Origin of the sequence: Galbibacter kalidii, from assembly GCF_026241135.1 — a bacterium.
Classification (GTDB): Bacteria; Bacteroidota; Bacteroidia; order Flavobacteriales; family Flavobacteriaceae; genus Galbibacter.
In genome coordinates this window covers 123036-140932 of the sequence record NZ_JAPFGA010000013.1, presented here as the reverse complement: position 1 = coordinate 140932, position 17897 = coordinate 123036, and the positions used below count along the sequence as shown (strand labels likewise).

17 protein-coding genes are annotated in these 17897 nt (G+C 38.8%); 12 read left to right on the top strand and 5 right to left on the bottom strand.

The window, feature by feature from the left end:
• Positions 1 to 30 precede the first annotated feature (30 nt).
• Positions 31 to 504, bottom strand: a complete 474-nt coding sequence (locus tag OOZ15_RS13855) for a very short patch repair endonuclease (RefSeq protein WP_265957021.1) — start codon at positions 502 to 504, stop codon at positions 31 to 33.
• Positions 505 to 535: 31 nt separating this feature from the next.
• Here OOZ15_RS13855 and OOZ15_RS13850 point away from each other — a divergent pair, with 31 nt between their 5' ends.
• Positions 536 to 1303, top strand: coding sequence for an Eco47II family restriction endonuclease (locus OOZ15_RS13850; RefSeq protein WP_265957020.1), 768 nt, complete (start codon positions 536 to 538; stop codon positions 1301 to 1303).
• On the opposite strand, the gene dcm is transcribed toward OOZ15_RS13850, so the two are convergent.
• Positions 1292 to 2560: a DNA (cytosine-5-)-methyltransferase gene (gene dcm, locus OOZ15_RS13845; protein WP_265957019.1), complete on the bottom strand. Its 1269-nt coding sequence runs from the start codon at positions 2558 to 2560 to the stop codon at positions 1292 to 1294. The genes OOZ15_RS13850 and dcm overlap by 12 nt on opposite strands.
• A 146-nt stretch (positions 2561 to 2706) precedes the next feature.
• Positions 2707 to 4023: an adenosylhomocysteinase gene (ahcY, locus tag OOZ15_RS13840; protein ID WP_265957018.1), complete on the bottom strand. Its 1317-nt coding sequence runs from the start codon at positions 4021 to 4023 to the stop codon at positions 2707 to 2709.
• Positions 4024 to 4132: 109 nt separating this feature from the next.
• Between ahcY and OOZ15_RS13835 the strand changes: the two genes are divergently transcribed.
• The 8 genes from OOZ15_RS13835 to OOZ15_RS13800 all read left to right on the top strand — a co-directional run bounded on the left by OOZ15_RS13835 (position 4133) and on the right by OOZ15_RS13800 (position 10459).
• A complete protein-coding gene (locus OOZ15_RS13835) occupies positions 4133 to 4765 on the top strand; it encodes a 4'-phosphopantetheinyl transferase family protein (protein ID WP_265957017.1) in 633 nt (210 codons plus the stop codon).
• Between the two features lie 43 nt (positions 4766 to 4808).
• A complete protein-coding gene (locus OOZ15_RS13830; RefSeq protein WP_265957016.1) occupies positions 4809 to 5069 on the top strand; it encodes a YkoF family thiamine/hydroxymethylpyrimidine-binding protein in 261 nt (86 codons plus the stop codon).
• Positions 5053 to 5691 carry a nicotinamide riboside transporter PnuC gene (gene pnuC, locus OOZ15_RS13825; RefSeq protein WP_265957015.1) on the top strand — a complete coding sequence of 213 codons (639 nt, stop codon included), beginning with the start codon at positions 5053 to 5055 and terminating at the stop codon, positions 5689 to 5691. The genes OOZ15_RS13830 and pnuC overlap by 17 nt, the downstream gene beginning before the upstream one ends.
• Positions 5646 to 6212 (top strand): ATP-binding protein, encoded by a 567-nt coding sequence (locus OOZ15_RS13820; protein WP_265957014.1) that lies wholly within the window; start codon positions 5646 to 5648, stop codon positions 6210 to 6212. Before pnuC ends, OOZ15_RS13820 begins: the two co-directional genes overlap by 46 nt.
• On the top strand, positions 6209 to 7771 hold the full coding sequence (locus OOZ15_RS13815) for a DUF4301 family protein (protein WP_265957013.1): 1563 nt from the start codon (positions 6209 to 6211) through the stop codon (positions 7769 to 7771). The genes OOZ15_RS13820 and OOZ15_RS13815 overlap by 4 nt, the downstream gene beginning before the upstream one ends.
• 237 nt (positions 7772 to 8008) lie before the next feature.
• Complete coding sequence (locus OOZ15_RS13810) at positions 8009 to 8311, top strand: hypothetical protein (RefSeq protein ID WP_265957012.1); 303 nt, start codon at positions 8009 to 8011, stop codon at positions 8309 to 8311.
• 395 nt (positions 8312 to 8706) lie between these two features.
• Entirely contained in the window at positions 8707 to 8982 is a 276-nt protein-coding gene (locus OOZ15_RS13805; RefSeq protein ID WP_265957011.1) for a hypothetical protein, read from the top strand.
• Between the two features lie 124 nt (positions 8983 to 9106).
• Positions 9107 to 10459 (top strand): sigma-54-dependent transcriptional regulator, encoded by a 1353-nt coding sequence (locus OOZ15_RS13800; RefSeq protein ID WP_265957010.1) that lies wholly within the window; start codon positions 9107 to 9109, stop codon positions 10457 to 10459.
• On the opposite strand, the gene OOZ15_RS13795 is transcribed toward OOZ15_RS13800, so the two are convergent.
• The gene (locus tag OOZ15_RS13795) at positions 10456 to 12909 is read right to left on the bottom strand and encodes an ATP-binding response regulator (protein WP_265957009.1); all 2454 of its coding nucleotides are present in this window, start codon (positions 12907 to 12909) and stop codon (positions 10456 to 10458) included. The two genes, OOZ15_RS13800 and OOZ15_RS13795, sit on opposite strands and share 4 nt — an antisense overlap.
• A 464-nt stretch (positions 12910 to 13373) precedes the next feature.
• Here OOZ15_RS13795 and OOZ15_RS13790 point away from each other — a divergent pair, with 464 nt between their 5' ends.
• On the top strand, positions 13374 to 15755 hold the full coding sequence (locus OOZ15_RS13790; RefSeq protein WP_265957008.1) for a TonB-dependent receptor: 2382 nt from the start codon (positions 13374 to 13376) through the stop codon (positions 15753 to 15755).
• 97 nt (positions 15756 to 15852) lie between these two features.
• Here OOZ15_RS13790 and OOZ15_RS13785 read toward each other — a convergent pair whose 3' ends face one another.
• Positions 15853 to 16299 (bottom strand): Rieske (2Fe-2S) protein, encoded by a 447-nt coding sequence (locus OOZ15_RS13785; protein ID WP_265957007.1) that lies wholly within the window; start codon positions 16297 to 16299, stop codon positions 15853 to 15855.
• A 130-nt stretch (positions 16300 to 16429) separates the two neighbouring features.
• Here OOZ15_RS13785 and greA point away from each other — a divergent pair, with 130 nt between their 5' ends.
• Both greA and OOZ15_RS13775 read left to right on the top strand, forming a co-directional pair.
• Entirely contained in the window at positions 16430 to 16906 is a 477-nt protein-coding gene (gene greA, locus OOZ15_RS13780; protein ID WP_265957006.1) for a transcription elongation factor GreA, read from the top strand.
• Positions 16907 to 16967: 61 nt separating this feature from the next.
• Positions 16968 to 17888, top strand: a complete 921-nt coding sequence (locus tag OOZ15_RS13775; protein WP_265957005.1) for a hydroxypyruvate isomerase family protein — start codon at positions 16968 to 16970, stop codon at positions 17886 to 17888.
• The last annotated feature ends 9 nt before the right edge of the window (positions 17889 to 17897 follow it).

The following is a 17897-nucleotide window of genomic DNA, read 5'->3' as shown; positions in this document are numbered from 1 at the left end:
AAAAGGTCACCTTTATAGGTGGCCTTTTTATTACCAATCGTTTCTACCTGTCTCAATATAGGTTAGTACGTCGTTCAGGCACCGCTTTAAATCATTTTTTACATCCCTTTGCCAAAACCGGAAGACGGTATAACCCATTTCAGCTAATTGGCGGTTTACCTCTTTGTCGCGTTGCATATTGCGCTCTATTTTAGGGATCCAAAAACCGCGGTTACTTTTTATGGTCTTCTTTTTTTCATCCCAGTTATAACCGTGCCAAAACTCACCATCTATAAAAATAGCAAGTTTGTACTTTTTAATGGATACATCAGGTTTTCCAGGAAGTGTTTTGTTGTTTACCCGATAGCGAATTCCCTTCGCCCACAGCGCCTTTCTGAACAAGAGTTCGGGTTTGGTATTTTTCCCACGGATGCGGCTCATGATTTTTGACCGTTTTTTCGTGGTATAAAAACCCGATTCTTCGTTAAAACGAGGGACTTTTATTTTGTTATCTTCGTAGGGCATAACTTTCTACAAATTATAAAAAATGGGACAATTGGGAAATAAATACGTTGATTTTGTAACTGATGAACATTTGCTGAAATGTATTTCAAACCTTTATCTTTCTTATGTTGAAGCTAAAAAAGGGTTTACCAAATCGAAGTTCTATAAAAATAAAGTAGATACTTTTAAATTGACTTTTGATTCAAAATTCAATGAATTATCTGAAGAAGAATTAATAAAATTGGAAATGTCAAGGCAAATAGATAAGTCTGTTAATAATGCTATTGGTACATTTCATGAAGAAATTCTTGGTGGAATTGATGGTTATTCCAGTGGAAAATTAAGTGGTTATGATATAAAAGCTGATGATAATACTTTGTTTGCTGAAATCAAGAATAAACATAACACAATGAACAGTAGTTCTGCAGAGAGTGCGTTCCAGAAGTTAGCACGTTATGCAGATGATAACCGTCAGGCAAAATGTTATTTGGTTCAAATTTTGGCAAAAAAAAGTTTCTTAAAAAAATGGGAGGGCATAATTAATAGAAAAGAATATAGTCATAGTAGGGTTTTTATGATTTCAGGAGATAAGTTTTATGGATTATTAACAGGAGATAATAATGCTTTCTACAAGCTGTATAAAGCTTTGCCAATTGCTGTCAATGATTTTTTAAAAACCATTGATAAAAATTCAGCAAATAAAAATACCATCCTAAATGATATTTCAGAAGGAGCAAAAAAATCCAAGAGAAGTATAATGGACGAAATAACTTTTGAAAACTTTTATTATTATAGTGGGTTTGATGATTTAAGCATATAGAGCTTGTTCACCTTTAACTTTTAATTGATGCAATTCAACTTTGTTCAAAAACGAAATAACAGAATAGCCAATTTCTTTAGCCAAGTTAACAGGAACAGCGTTGCCAATTTGTTTGTATTGTTGTGAAACAGAACCTTCAAATTTCCACTCGTCAGGGAACGTTTGTATTCTTGCATATTCCCTGACGGTAAATGGTCTAGTTTCATCTGGGTGACAACGCTCGGTTTGCTTTTGTGCAGGACTGCAGGTCAATGTTAAACAAGGCTCGTCCCAGCCAATCCTTCTAGCCATACCTGTTTTACCTCCGCCAAGGTAAAAGCTTTTTTGCATGTATTCTTTTTGTATGTCAAGGGGTAAATCCCGCCAATAACCCTTTGGGGGCACTAAATCCAATACTCTTTTTTTGTGGTCCGGATAAGTGGACCCTTTTGATTTTGGGACGTCTTTATCAAAGAGTTTTCCTTTTTTTAAAGCATCTTTTAGAGTGTAGATCTCAGAGAAAGGTTTTGGGTAATGGTATTCTACGTCTATATCTTTTCTTACGGCAACCAGTATCAATCGTTCCCGTTTTTGAGGAACATTATAGTGAATGGCTTTTAATACCTCCACTGGAGAAACCACATTGTAACCGATTTCATCCAATATGGAAATCATGCCTTCCAAAGTTCTTCCTTCATCATGATTTAAAAGCCCCCTAACATTTTCACCAATACAAATCTTAGGTTGTACTTCTTGAACTACTCTTGCAAATTCATAGAATAAAGTTCCACGAGCATCTTTCAATCCCAATTTTTTGCCGGCATAGCTAAATGCTTGACAAGGAAACCCCCCGGTTACTACATCAACTTCATTTTTGAAATGCGAAAAGTCAAAATTTTTGATATCTCCTTCGAACACATTCCAATTAGGTCTGTTTTCATGAAGTGTTTGACATGCCCATTTATCAATCTCGTTAAGTGCTTTGCATTTCAGTCCTGCTTTTTCCAGACCAATAGCTAAACCTCCCGCACCAGCAAATAATTCCAATACGGAATAATCTTTTATAGGTTTGATAAAATTCCCTTCGTCAAGTTTTTCAAAAAACCTTTTGAATTCAGGAAAAATTTGAAGTTGTTCTTTTTTATAAACCCTGTAGTTGCTCATGGGTTCCCGAACGGCTTTTAGTTTACCTTCATTGTCCCATCTTCTTAGGGTTTCTGGGTTTTTGTCCAAAATTTCAGCAGCTTCGGAAACTGAATAGATGTCTTTTATAACCATATTATACAACCTTATATATGGTTACAAATATAATTAAATTTTATATTCAAAAAACTTAAGTTATCAACAAAAAACCCCAAACTCCTTTACAATCGGAATTTGGGATTTGTTTATGGGGTTAAACCTGTTAGGTTTTTGTTTATTATCTAATATCTATAATAATCCGGTTTGAAAGGCCCTTTGGCCTCTACACCGATATATTTAGCTTGTTCCTCGTTAAGTTCTGTGAGTTCAACACCTATTTTTTCAAGGTGAAGTCTGGCTACTTTTTCGTCCAGGTGTTTAGGCAACATATACACTTCGTTTTTGTATTTGTCGCTATGGTTCCACAACTCGATCTGCGCCAGTGTCTGGTTGGTAAACGAATTACTCATTACAAAACTCGGGTGTCCGGTAGCACAACCTAGGTTGACCAATCGGCCTTGAGCCAAAAGAATCACATCTTTTCCGTCAATCGTATATTTATCTACTTGCGGTTTGATGTTTACTTTGTTCTCCCCATGGTTTTTATTAAGCCAAGCCACGTCTATTTCATTGTCAAAGTGCCCAATGTTACATACGATAGTCTTGTCTTTCATTTTCTTAAAATGAGAAGCAGTAATGATGTCTTTGTTTCCGGTTGTAGTGATGATGATATCGGCTTTTTCAACAATGGTATCGAGTTTCTTTACTTCATAACCTTCCATAGCGGCTTGAAGTGCACAAATCGGATCAATCTCAGTTACGGTAACAATAGACCCTGCTCCTCTAAAAGAAGCTGCTGTACCCTTTCCTACGTCTCCATATCCGCAAACTACTACACGTTTTCCGGCAAGCATCACATCTGTAGCCCTTCTGATAGCATCCACAGCGCTTTCGCGACAGCCATATTTATTATCGAATTTCGATTTGGTCACCGAGTCATTCACATTGATAGCCGGCATTGGTAACGTACCGTTCTTCATACGTTCGTATAGACGGTGAACTCCCGTAGTGGTTTCTTCAGACAAACCTTTAACCCCAGCAGCAAGCTCAGGATATTTGTCCAATACCATATTGGTCAAGTCACCACCGTCGTCCAAAATCATGTTCAAGGGTTTTCTTTCTTCCCCAAAGAACAAGGTTTGTTCAATACACCAATCAAATTCCTCTTCCGTCATTCCTTTCCAGGCATATACGGGAATTCCGGCAGCGGCAATGGCAGCGGCAGCTTCATCCTGAGTAGAATAGATGTTACAAGAACTCCACGTCACCTCGGCTCCAAGAGCGATTAAGGTTTCTATAAGAACAGCCGTTTGAACGGTCATATGTAAACAACCGGCGATACGGGCACCCTTAAGGGGCTGCTCATCTTTATATTCTTCTCTTAGCGACATTAAACCCGGCATTTCAGCCTCGGCCAGTTCTATTTCTTTTCTTCCCCATTCCGCCAAAGAAATGTCTTTTACTTTGTTGGCTACATAAGGAATTGTTTTGGTACTCATATTACTTTCTTATTTTTACGCTTGTTAAGCGGTTTATATTTCCTGCTTAACAGCAATTTTCATTTGATTTAAGTCAGGTGCAAAGTTACATAAATAACTTGTATAAAACATGCCTCTTTATAAAACTATAACAGTAGCCCCGGGTACTAAAGTGTTGATTTGGAAGATAGAAGAATCTAAGGAAGACTTGATGAAGGGCATTGAGGCTACGAAAAATTGTATTTCAAGGCTGAGCCATATGAAATCTGAAATTCATCAAAGGGGATTTTTGAGTGTGAGGCATTTGTTGAAAGCTGCCGGATATAAAGCATCAGATTTGTATTATGATGGTTTCGGAAAACCACATTTGAAAGACGGAAAGTATATTTCGATAACACACTCTTTTATTTTTTCGGGGATTATTGTCAGTGACGACATCAAAGTAGGGATTGATATAGAAAAACAGCGGGAAAAGATCAGTGTGATTGCCCATAAGTTTGTGGATTATGAATACAATTACCTGACCGATGAAGACATTCGGAAACTTACCGTTGTATGGTGTGTAAAAGAAAGCCTGTACAAAGTTTTTGCCCGCGAGGGAATGAGCTTCATTCAGCATGTCAAAGTGATTCCGTTTGAGCTGAATGATAAAAAGACCGTTGGTTGGGTGTATTATGAATCCATCATAAAAAAATATAAGCTCAATTTTTTAGAGTTCGACGGATTTACCTGTGCGTATGCCTTAGAAGATGGTTTTCAGTAGGAAATAAGCAGTTCAAACACAAATAAATCAACATCTAATTAGCATGAAAATATCAGTAGAATTAACATTGACACCCATACAGGACGATTTTGAACCGTCTATCATTCATTTCATAAAAAAAATGAGAAATTCTGGTTTGACCGTGAAGGAAAATCCGCTGAGTACACAAGTATACGGGGATTATGACGAGGTGATGAAAGTATTGACGACAGAGATCAAAGAGGCTTTTGAGATGATCGACAAGGGTTTGTTGTACATGAAGCTGGTAAAATCTGACAGAAGCGATTATGAGCCACATTTTTGATTGGTTTTTTGCACAATACCAAGGTGTTCCCACACATTATGTTGTGTTGGAGATCATAGCTGTAGTTTTCGGGTTTTTGAGTGTGCTGTACTCAAAAAGGGAAAACATTTTGGTTTACCCTACAGGGATTATCAGCACAGCTATTTTTGTGTATTTACTGTTGCAGTACAGCCTTTTGGGGGATATGATGATCAACGCTTACTATTTTTCCATGAGCATTTACGGATGGTATATGTGGACACGGAAAGTAGATGACACCCATTTTATCCCGATAACCAAAACGACCGTAAAAGAACAGAAAATTGCTGTTTTGCTTTTTGTCGGGACGGTGATTTTTGTCTTCGGAATCTATGAATTTTTTGATAAGTGGGATAGCTGGGTGTCTTATGTGGATATTTTAACCACTGCTATCTTTTTTGTTGGAATGTGGCTTATGGCTAAGAAAAAGCTGGAGAATTGGATCTATTGGATTATTGGGGATATTATTTCGGTTCCACTTTACTTGTTTAAAGGCTTGGCCTTTACCAGCTTGCAGTATTTGATTTTTACCATTATCGCTATTTACGGATATAAAGCATGGAAGAAAAACTTAAACAAAAGCCCTCAGACCTTGTTAAAGTAGTATTGTTCGGACCTGAATCTACCGGAAAGACGACTTTGGCAGAAGATTTGGCGATCCATTTTGAGACAGAATGGGTGCCTGAATACATGCGGGAATATCTTGAGGAGAAATGGGACCACGAAAAAAAAATGTGTGAACCAGAGGATCTTCTACCCATTGCAGAGGGACAAATGACTTTGGAAAACAGCTTAACTTCAAAAGTAAAGGAGCTTCTTATTTGCGATACTAATCTGTTGGAGCTAAAAGTATATTCAGAAGCATATTATAACGGATATTGTCCCCCGTTAATACAAAAAAATGCTTTGGAAAATAAATATAATTTGTATCTTTTAACAGCTATTGACGTACCGTGGGAGGAAGACAATTTAAGGGACAAACCCCACGATCGTGAATTTATGTTTTCCTTGTTCAAAAAGGCCCTCGACATTCATAAAATGCCCTATGTAATATTGAAAGGCGATCGACAAAAGAGATTGCAGGTTGCTATTAACCAGATTGAAAAACTTTTAGAAAAGAAATGACTACACTTACTAAAGCTGACAAGAAGCAATTAAAAGAAAAAGGAATTACTGCCAAACAGCTAGAAGAACAAATTGAAGTATTTAAAAGGGGGATACCTTATGTTAATCTAATTGCTGCAGCCACCATAGGTCATGGAATCCATAATTTTACCAAAGAGGAAAAAGATAAATATGTAAAGCTGTTTGAATCTAAAAAAGATCAGATGGAATTGTTGAAGTTTGTTCCGGCTTCCGGAGCGGCCACCCGTATGTTTAAGGCGTTATTTCAGTTTTTGAACAATTATAATCCGGATAAGGAAACCATAAACGCTTATGTGAACAGGGAAAAGGCCGACATCATCCGCACGTTTTTTATCGGGGTTGAAAAATTTCCTTTTTACGAAGCTGTTATCAAGCGCTTTGTGGAAAAACACCCCGATTTTTTAAACCTGCCGGATCACTTTCAAAAATATTATTTCATCAAAATCATGCTTTCTGAAGATGAATTTGATTACGGCTCGAGTCCGAAGGGTTTATTGCCGTTTCATAAATACAAAACCCATCCGGCAACGGCCTTTGAAGAACACCTGTACGAAGCTGCTTTGTATGATGAGTCTAACGGATTGGCCAAATTACATTATACGATTTCTAAAGAACACAATACTGATTTTGATGATGAAGTGGGAAAAATTCAAAATCTGGTGGAAGAAAAAACAGGAGTTTCTTTTTCAACTTCATTTTCTTTTCAGAAAAGTGCAACCGATACTGTGGCGGTTGATATGGAGAACGAACCTTTCCGTTTGGAATCCGGGGAAATATTGTTCAGACCGGGGGGTCACGGTGCACTTATTGAAAACCTGAATGATCAGGATGCTGATATTATCTTCATCAAAAATATAGACAATGTTGTGGTCTATAAGTACAAGCACGAAGTAGCACTTTACAAAAAAATACTGGCTGGTAAATTACTGAAATTGCAGGAAAAAGCTTTTGCATACGCCAAACTCCTTGACGAGGCCGTTCCCGATGCTTCAAGAATTGAAGAAATGAAGACATTTTTGAAAGAAGAGCTCAATGTACACATAAAACCGGATGTGGATAAGTATAAAGAGGTATATCAAATTGAATTCCTAAGAGAAAAACTCAATGCCCCGATACGAATATGCGGAATGGTAAAAAATGAAGGAGAGCCCGGAGGAGGTCCTTTTTGGATTAAAGATGAAGACGGAAACATCTCTCTTCAAATTATAGAATCCCCACAAATAGATGGCAACAACAAATTTCAGCAGGATATTTTGAAAGCATCAACGCATTTTAATCCGGTGGATATTGTTTGCGGTATCAAGAATTATAAAGGAGAGAAATACAACTTATTGGATTATGTGGACAAAAGACAGGCCTTTATCACGAACAAAACAAAAGAAGGGAAGGAATTGAAGGCATTGGAGCTTCCTGGTCTGTGGAATGGTGGTATGGCATTCTGGAATACCATTTTTGTGGAAGTACCGCTTACCACTTTCAATCCGGTAAAAACAGTAGTCGATCTGCTAAAACCTGCGCATCAGGTGAAAGATTTGTAAAAAACGTACATACTTCTAACTTCGTACTTCATTTATATGTTTCTTTTTTACACACTTTTTGAGGATTTACACACTTTTTTACACATTCTACTTTGATCATATTATTTTGAAAACAAGCATAAGTGTTTGTTTTTCAGTATTATATATCCCAATAATGTTTTGCGGTCATTATTGGTACAGATATGGTTATATATAAATCAGAAAACATTAATTAATAATCATAAAAATAAATTTATTATGAAAAAGTTAGTTTTAGTATCCGCAATCGCTTTAGGAAGTTTTGCTTCATTTGCAGCAACACCTGTTATTTTCCACGACGGAATTGCAGAGGATATCTATATGATCCAGGAAGAGTACGTAGAAATTGAAATAGCTGAGGTTCCCCAAGCCATTACAGATAAATTGGCTGCAGACTATCCTGGTGCAGAACTTACCAAAGCCTATAAAAATGAAGCTTCTGAATACAAATTGGAAGTTGCTGTAGGTGAGCAAACTGCAACACTCTACGCGAATGAAAATGGTGAGTGGATTGAAAAATAAAGCGTAAAGCTTCGTTTATTTTAATTACGTTCAAAAAAGCTTCCCTGTGTTTTTGGGAAGCTTTTACTTTTACATCAATTAGTTTAAGGCGAGCCTAAGGAGGTATTCAAAACAAAAAAGCCTTGATTTATTTCGACACAGCCCCGATGGTTTGGGAAGAGACTTGCCTGACGGAAGTCCGGTTAAACCCATTTAGTGGGCAAACTGTATAATCCTTATCCATCTACTGCACAAATACACACTTTTTACACACTTTACATAAATCTAACATCATTTTAAATCATTAATAAACAATAGATTACCGTTTGTTAACCTTTTTGGCATGAAAATGGTGTTAATTTTGGAGAGGTTAACTAGAATTCATCATAATCAAAGAAAAAATAAAAGGATTGGTAATGGGATCAACAGTAACATTGGAAGATTTCGATTCGTTTGCTGCAACTCCGGTGGTGTTTCACGATGGGATTGCAGAGGATATTTATACTGATCAGGATGAATACAAAGAAATAGAAATATCAGAACCTCCACAAGCAGTTTTGCAAGCTGTTGAAACAGATTATCCTGATGTGACTTTTAAAAAAGCATGTATAAACGAAGTAGAAGAATATAACATACAAATTACAGACGCAACACAGGTCTCAAATTTGTATGTAACCCAAACAGGTGAGTAGATTCAAAAGGCAATGATGAGGTCATATTTTGTTTGGAGGGACAGCTTAGGCTGTCCTTTTTTTATGACTTTTTTTAGAATATGACGGGTAATAACTCCTATTTTTGTAGAAATTGACTTTTGGAATGCCTAAGATCTTATTAATTGAAGATGATGTAGCTTTTTCGGTAATGTTGGAACGATTTCTAACAAAGAATGACTTTGTTGTGGAAACAAGTTATTCTTCGGAAGATGCAGAAAAGAAACTTTCAACAACAACATACGATCTGGTTTTTACCGATTTGAGGTTACCGGATGATGACGGGATTTCCGTTCTTACCAAAGTCAAAGAAAAACATCCGGAAACACCTGTAATATTGATGACCGGATATGCTGAAGTTTCCACAGCCGTTAAAGCGATGAAAAAAGGCGCTTTCGATTATATCTCAAAGCCTTTCAATCAGGATGAGGTGTTGATCGTGATACAAAATGCTTTAAAGAAGGAGAAATTACCTGCCGGGGTAAAATCCGTAGAAAAACCTTTAGTAAAAACAGATACTCCTAAAAGTCCTTCAAAAGCAGTGGAGGGAATCAGCAATGCTTCCCAAAAATTATACGAATACATCAAGCTCGTGGCGCCCACTGATATGTCGGTGCTTATTACCGGTGACAGTGGTACCGGGAAAGAAGTGGTCGCGAGAAGGATTCACGATAATAGTAGCCGTAAAGATTTTAGTTTTATCGCTGTCGATTGTGGGGCAATCCCCAAAGAGATTGCTGCAAGTGAGTTCTTCGGACATGTAAAAGGTTCGTTTACCGGAGCTGTGAACAACAAAGTAGGTCATTTTGAAGCTGCCAATGGAGGAACGATCTTTCTGGATGAGGTAGGGAATTTGTCCTATGAAAACCAAATCCAGCTTTTAAGGGCTTTGCAAGAACGAAAAATAAAACCTATCGGAAGCAATCAGGAAATTGAAGTGGATATCCGTTTGATCACCGCTACCAATGAAGATCTGTTGAAAGCAGTAGAAGAAGGTCAATTTAGGGAAGATCTTTATCACAGGCTAAACGAATTTACAATCAAAGTGCCTAATCTACACGAACGCAAAGAAGACCTGATGATCTTTGCTGATCACTTTCTGAACTTGGCCAATCATCAACTGAATAAAAATGTACTTGGTTTTTCAGATGAAGTGATCAGTATTTTTCAGCAGTACAAATGGCCGGGGAACCTAAGGGAAATGTCCAATGTGATCAAACGTTCGGCCTTGCTTACACAAGGTGATTTGATTGTAAAAGAAGTATTGCCTGCGGAATTGACCCGACCGAAAAAACCGGAGCATGTGACGATTTCTTTTTCTACAAAAGACAATGAACGAAAGTTGATTATCAACGCTTTAAAAGAAGTAGGCAACAACAAATCCAGAGCTGCAAAACTGTTGAACATTACCCGAAAAACACTTTATAACAAGATCAAAGAATACGAAATCGAGGTTTAGCAGTTAAGATGTTTTTGCACTGCAGAAAAAGTCCTTTCAATATTCTTTTTCAGGTTTTTGAAGTGAACGGGTAACTGTTCTTTTTCTTCCTTTTTAAAATGTTCCATAAAATCCAAGTGAGGAACCACAGCATGGGCGTTTATTTGCCGAAACATACTCAGCATTTTATGTGCTTTTTTTCTCACTTCTTCCAGTTCTCCTTTTTTGATATTCTTTTTTAATGCTTTTAGGTCTTTTGCGGTGTTTTCAATAAAAACTTCCAATACTTGTGCCATAGATTCCTCGTCATTCAGAAACTCTTGCATGGAAGTGAGGTCGAAAAGAGCGTTGTTGTTGTTTTTCTCATCAGCTTGCTTTGTGGTATCTGTTATGTTTTCTTCAGTATTGTTGAACGCTTTTTTGATCTTATCTAGCAAGCCTTGCGGTTCATAGGGTTTGTGAAGAAACTCGGCAAACCCGGCTTCGATATAACTTTTCTTGTCGAGGTCCTTTCGTCCCGTTACAGCGATGATAGGTTGGTTTTTGTATTGATATTGAGGATCGGATTTCAGGGTTTCAGCAAAGAAAAAACCGTTGAATGAAGGCAATTGAATATCAGTAATAATAAAATCATACTCCATCTTTGCAATGTTTTGGAGTGCATCTTTACCATTGTTGAACGCATGGGTTTTTATGCCGTTGCGTTCCAGGATTTCAGTATTCAGTCTTAAAAGAGCTTCGTCATCGTCGATAACAATGGCTGTTTTTGGCGTGTGGTTTTCCGAATGGATTTCGGCACTAATCGGTAATTCTTGTTCACTGAATTCAGCCGGGAAAACAAAAGAAAAAGTACTTCCGACTCCTTCTTTGCTCTCCAGATAAAGGTTGCCGCCGAGTAGCGTTGCCAGTTTTTGCGAAATGGTAAGCCCCAGTCCTGAACCGCCAAACTTTTTTTCAATATCACTTTCAGCTTGTGTAAATTCCTCAAAAATCACTTTTTGCTTTTCTTTTTTGATCCCAATCCCGGTATCAACTACGGAAAGCGAAATAAGCGGATCTCCATTGCTGTTCTCTTTAAGTCGAGCTTTGACGGTGATATGCCCATCTTTGGTGAATTTATAGGCATTTCCGACGAGGTTGGACAAAATTTGCTTGATACGGAAAGGATCGCCAACGAGTAAGCGATCTATCTTGTCGTCGATATCGATGATGAGCTCGATCGGTTTTTCATGGTAAAGCGATTGTACACCTTCAGCGGTTTCTGAAATCAGGTTTTTCAGGTTGAAAGTCACTTTTTCGAGGTGGATTTTTCCGGCTTCAAGTTTAGAAAAATCCAAAAGGTCATCTACCAACTGCACCACATAGCTCGAAGCATTTTTTATCCGATCTGTATAATGGGATTCTTTTTCATTGAGCTCGGCGCCTTTCAATAATTCCGTATAACCCAAAATTGTACTTAAAGGGGTTCTCAGGTCGTGACTAACCATGGAAATAAGCTGCTCCCTGCTTTTCAGTAAGGATTCGTTATGCTCGTTAGAAGCTTCTATCTGTTTTTTGTATTGTTGGCTACGCCACGAGTCTTTTAGGATAATGATGGAAAAAAGGATAACGAGTATGGCACCAATAATAGCGGCGATGGTTACCACCTTCATGGCTCTATCCAATATCTTTTCGCGTTCGGAGTTCAGGGAGCGGACATTGTTCACGAACTCGTTTTCAAAAGCGGTTAGGATTTGTCGTAATTGTTGCGAAATCGTCAAATCGTTTTGCAGTAATTGGTTTTCCTTGATGCTGAGCGATTTTCTTTGAGAGGAAGCCTCCTCTTTCATGTTTTGCAGCATTTCTCTGGAGGTGGTTACGATAGAATCCAGTGTGGCTTGGTTTACGCTATTGCTGGAATCACGGGGAATATACCGATTGTAAATTTCGATTTGTTGTTGAAGGATATTTTTAATCTTGGGATCTAAGTTCTCAGGATCTTCTACATAATCTTTTAAGGAAAGCCTGCCCAGTTGTTCTTCAATATTGGAGAGTTTTTCGATGGTTTTTTCGAGAAATACTTCAGAACTGTCGTTTCTTCTCAGGTTCCGCAATTCGTTGATATTCCTTGTTTTTTGCTGAAGAAGGATATTTACACTGTCCAAAAGCTTTGCTTCATAGGGTTGTGCGATCATTTGTTTTAAAGAATCGATCTGAACAGCAATGGAATCGTTTTTCTGAAGGAAATTGGCATAAGGCCTACGGGAGTTTGACTGAATGGCCGAACGTGCAAAACTCTCACTTTCATACATTAGCGTAAGTAGTTTCCCTATGTGCAATATTTTGTTCTTTTCGATGGATTCATCGCGTTGGGCCTTGGTAAACGAATTGATTTCCTGAAAGACAATCCACCCCACGACCACTACCAATAAGGCAAGAGCCAGATAGCTTAAAAAGACTTTTAAAGGAATTCTGTTCTTCGAATTTTCCATCCTCTAAAGGTAAAGAAAGCCACGGAAAAGGGTGTGAAAGTTTTCTGAAAATATTTCCTTTAAACCTTTTCTGTTTTGTATTTTTGCAGCATCTCAATAAGGGGTGCTTTTTAGTAGGTGGTTTTGGTGACGGTTCGTCTGTCACCCCGAGCCTGCCTTTGTCAGCAGACAGACGCAGTTGAGGGGTTAAACCTGAAACCATGAACTAACAAAGGCTGAGATTATACCCGTAGAACCTAGAACAGGTAATGCTGTTTAGGGAGGACCGAGCGTAAAGAAACAGTCCAGTGGACTGTTTTAGCGAAGGGGTCAGCCGGCGGGTGGGCGAACAGTGTCAAGCCAGCTGGCGCGAGGACAAACAGGCATACTTCTCCCTAATTTTTAAACTTTGGGTAGCGCAGGACAATTTTTTTCATTTATCAACAAAAGAATAATGACCCCTTTTATTCGTAAAACAATTACGAATGAAACATTTATTCACATGCTTTAGTTTTTTATTGCTCTCGGTGATCAGTTATGGACAGGAATATTTAGTCTATGGAACTTTTACCGACCAAGAAGGTGTTCCTGTGTCTGGAGCGACTGTTATACATGCCGAAAGTAACAATGGAACACAAACAGATGACAATGGCTATTACGAACTAAGCGTTCCTGGAGGGGCACAAACATTGACCTTTAGTTTTTCAGCAGAAAAAGCCATTAAAAGAACGATCGACGTTACCGAAGCGACTCAACTCAATGTCAAGATCAGCGAAAGCGATATTCTCTTGGATGAAGTCCTCGTTTCTGCAATACGCGTAACGGGTGATACGCCTGTTACCTTTTCCAATTTATCCGCAGAGGAAATGGAATCCCGAAATTTAGGGCAGGATATCCCTGTGCTTATGAATTATTTGCCATCAGTAGTAACGACTTCTGATGCCGGTGCCGGGGTGGGCTATACTGGAATTCGTGTGCGTGGAAGCGATGCTACCCGCGTAAATGTTACTATCAACGGGATTGCATACAACGATGCAGAATCACATGGTACCTTTTGGGTCAATATGCCCGATTTTGCCTCTTCTGTGGAAAATTTACAATTGCAACGCGGAGTAGGGACATCAACCAACGGAGCCGGTGCTTTTGGAGCCAGCTTAAACTTGTTGACCGATGCTGTTGCTGAAGATCCTTATGCTGAAATTTCAAGTTCGATTGGGAGTTTCGACACCCGCAGGGCCAATATCAAGTTCAGCACAGGAAAATTGAACGATCACATTGAGGTTTCCGGAAGGTTGTCGAGGATCAAGTCTGATGGCTATGTAGACAGGGCTTCTTCAGATCTTAAATCTTACTTTTTGCAAGGGGCTTATGTAGATGATAATACACTGATAAAAGCCTTGATCTTTGGCGGACACGAAATCACCTATCAGTCGTGGAATGGTGTAGAAGATTGGCAAATTGAACAATATGGACGGACTTTTAACAGTGCAGGAGCTATTTATGACGAAGACGGAAATATTGTTGATTATTATGACAATGAGGTAGATAATTATAAACAAGATCATTTTCAACTGCATTGGAACGAACGATTAAACAATAATTGGAGCAGCAATATTGCGATTCACTATACCCGAGGGAGAGGATTTTTTGAACAATATCGTCAGGATGAAGACTTCGCAACCTACGGTTTTGAGCCTATCACGGTTGGAGGTGAAGAAATCAATACCACCGATCTTATCCGACGCAGATGGTTGGATAATCATTTTTACGGAGCCACTTTTTCAGCAAAATATGTAAACGATAAAATGGAATTTATTGCCGGAGGTGCTTGGAATAAGTATGAAGGCGGACATTTTGGCGAAGTGATCTGGGCGCGTTATGCGTCCAATAGCGAGATCAGGGATCGCTATTATGATGATAATTCCGTTAAAACAGATTTCAATGCTTATACGAAAATGATATATGATCTTACGGAAGACATCAGTTTATACGGAGACCTTCAGTTTCGACGGGTGGCCTATGAAGCCAACGGTGATGATACTGGCTTGGTAGATGATGAATTCAACTTTTTTAATCCGAAGGCAGGGCTGACCTATCATATTGACCAAAACAACGACCTGTATTTTTCCTATGCACGAGCCAACAGGGAACCTAACCGAAATGACTATGAATCCGGAAATCCGGAACCGGAAACCCTGAACGATTTTGAATTGGGATGGCGTTATGCCACACCCGCAGTTAAAATAAATGCGAATACCTATTATATGCGCTATAAAAATCAACTGGTGCTTACGGGAGCGTTAAACGATGTGGGAGCACCTTTGAGAGAAAATGTAGGCGATAGTTACCGCTTGGGGCTTGAGGTGGAGGCTACCTTATATTTTGCAGAGAAGTTCTTGCTGAGACCGAACGTGGCCTTGAGCACAAACAAGAATAAAGAATTTTATTTTCAAAGGGATGGAACATTAGAAAACCTGGGGGATACAAATATTTCGTTTTCACCCAATTTCATCGCCGGAAATAACTTCACCTATCTGCCAACAGAGAATTTACAGCTTTCCTTTTTGTCAAAATACGTGTCTGAGCAATACATGGGAAATATAGATGCTGAAAGTTCTAAATTGGATAGCTATTTTGTGAATGATTTTAATGTGAAATATACGATTGAAACCGATAGTTTCTTTAAATCGATTGTGCTCAGCGGACTCGTCAATAATATTTTTGATGTGGAATATATCTCCAACGGATATTTCTATACGTATGACGACACTTGGACAGATCCGGATGCCGTTACCACCATCGAAGGCGCCGGGTATTATCCGCAAGCGGGAATCAACTTTTTAGTAGGGGCTACTATGACTTTTTAATACAATAGCTTTCAGAAGATTATCTCTACCTAACCTCTCGCCCAAGGCGGGGAGAAATTATTAACTCCCCTCCTTTGGAGGGGCCGGGGGAGGATTGCTAATTATACACCTGTATCATATTATTATTTACCGTAACCCGATAATTCAGCAATCCATAAGGTCTCACTCCTTCTTCAACATCCGTTAAGAGGCTTCCATTGGCCAAGCTGTATTTATAATCTTCACAGCTGCATACACAAGTAACCCCATCTTGAATTGTCATGGTAGAACAGCTGCTGGGTGCATGATTTGGACAACTGGCCTCCCATGCAAAATAATTACCAAACCCTTGATTGAAAACGATAACTCCACGAATCCCTACATTCGAATTGGCTATATATACAGCATTTCCGGGAGTTCCCAAACTAGCATATTGTGGGAGGTTCAAATTGATGTCATACGAAAAACGAGGCTCTCCCAAATAAGGATTTCTACCATCTGAATCATCACTGCTGCAGGCTGTTACAAACAGTAAGGCGATTATGGAATAAAAAAATTGTTTCATTCGTTATCAAATTAAACGAGTTCATAATTAACCGCAATGTACAATAAATCATACGTTGATTAAAATTTTGTATATTTGTGTGAATCCTCTTTGGACAAAGGGGATTTTTGTATTTATAAATGATGAAGTTATGAGTAAAGTATCTTATTACACAGAAGAGGGAATAAAAAAATTACGCTTAGAGTTAGAACAATTAAAAAGTGTGGAGCGCCCTAAGGCCTCACAAGCTATAGCAGAGGCCAGAGACAAAGGAGATCTTTCTGAAAATGCAGAATATGATGCAGCCAAAGAGGCCCAAGGGCTTTTGGAGATGCGTATTTCCAAATTGGAAGAAACATTAGCCAATGCCAGAGTGATCGATGAATCGCAATTGGACACCTCAAAGGTATTGGTGCTTTCTAAGGTTAAGATCAAGAACCAAACCAATGGAATGGAAATGAACTACAAATTAGTAGCCGAAAGTGAAGCCGATCTCAAGACTGGGAAAATATCGGTGAATTCACCTATCGGTAAAGGATTGCTGGGAAAATCTGTTGGTGAGATTGCTGAAGTTAATGTGCCAAATGGAACTTTGAAATTTAAAATCTTGGAAATCTCCAGGGACTAAACTTTTTACTTGGCATTAAGGATTTTTGTATATTCAACCTTTATTCTTAAAATCCTTAACCATGCAAAGAAGAAAATTTCTTCAAAATACAATAGCAACAAGCTTCGGAGCTTCGGTTTTACCTACTGGAGCTTTCGCTTTTTCTGCTTCTGACAAGAAAGCCGAACATACTTATAAACTGAAATACGCCCCTCATATCGGAATGTTTAGACACCATGGAGGGAATGATGTGGTCGATCAACTCAATTTTATGGCCGATCAGGGATTTACCGCTTTTGAAGACAACGGTATGAAAGGACGACCCGTAAAAGAACAGGAAGCCATGGCCAAAACCATGCAGCAAAGAGGCATCGAAATGGGCGTTTTCGTAGCGCATACGATTTATTGGACAGAGCCTAACTTGGCCAGTGGTGATCAGGATAAACGGGAAGAATTCCTAAAAGAAATAAAAAAATCTGTTGAAGTGGCCAAGCGCGTCAATGCAAAATGGGTAACGGTAGTGCCCGGACATGTCGACCTTCGTCAGGAACCGGGATATCAAACTGCCCATGTGGTCGAGTCGTTAAAGCAGGCGTCTGCTATTTTAGAACCGCACAATATCACCATGGTTTTAGAACCGTTGAACTTCAGGGATCATCCGGGCTTGTTCTTGAAGAAATCAGCACAGGCATATGAGATTTGCAAAGCTGTGGATTCACCTTCCTGTAAGATTTTGTTCGACGTTTACCATCAGCAGATTACCGAGGGAAATCTGATTCCGAATATCGAAACCAGTTGGGATGAGATCGCTTATTTCCAAATGGGAGACAATCCGGGGCGTAATGAGCCCACGACTGGAGAAATTAATTACAAAAACATCTTCAAATACATCCATGATAAAGGATTTGATGGCGTCTTGGGAATGGAACACGGAAACTCCAAATCCGGAAAAGAGGGCGAACTTGCAGTGATCAAAGCTTATCAGGAAGTGGATGATTTTTAACATTGGATT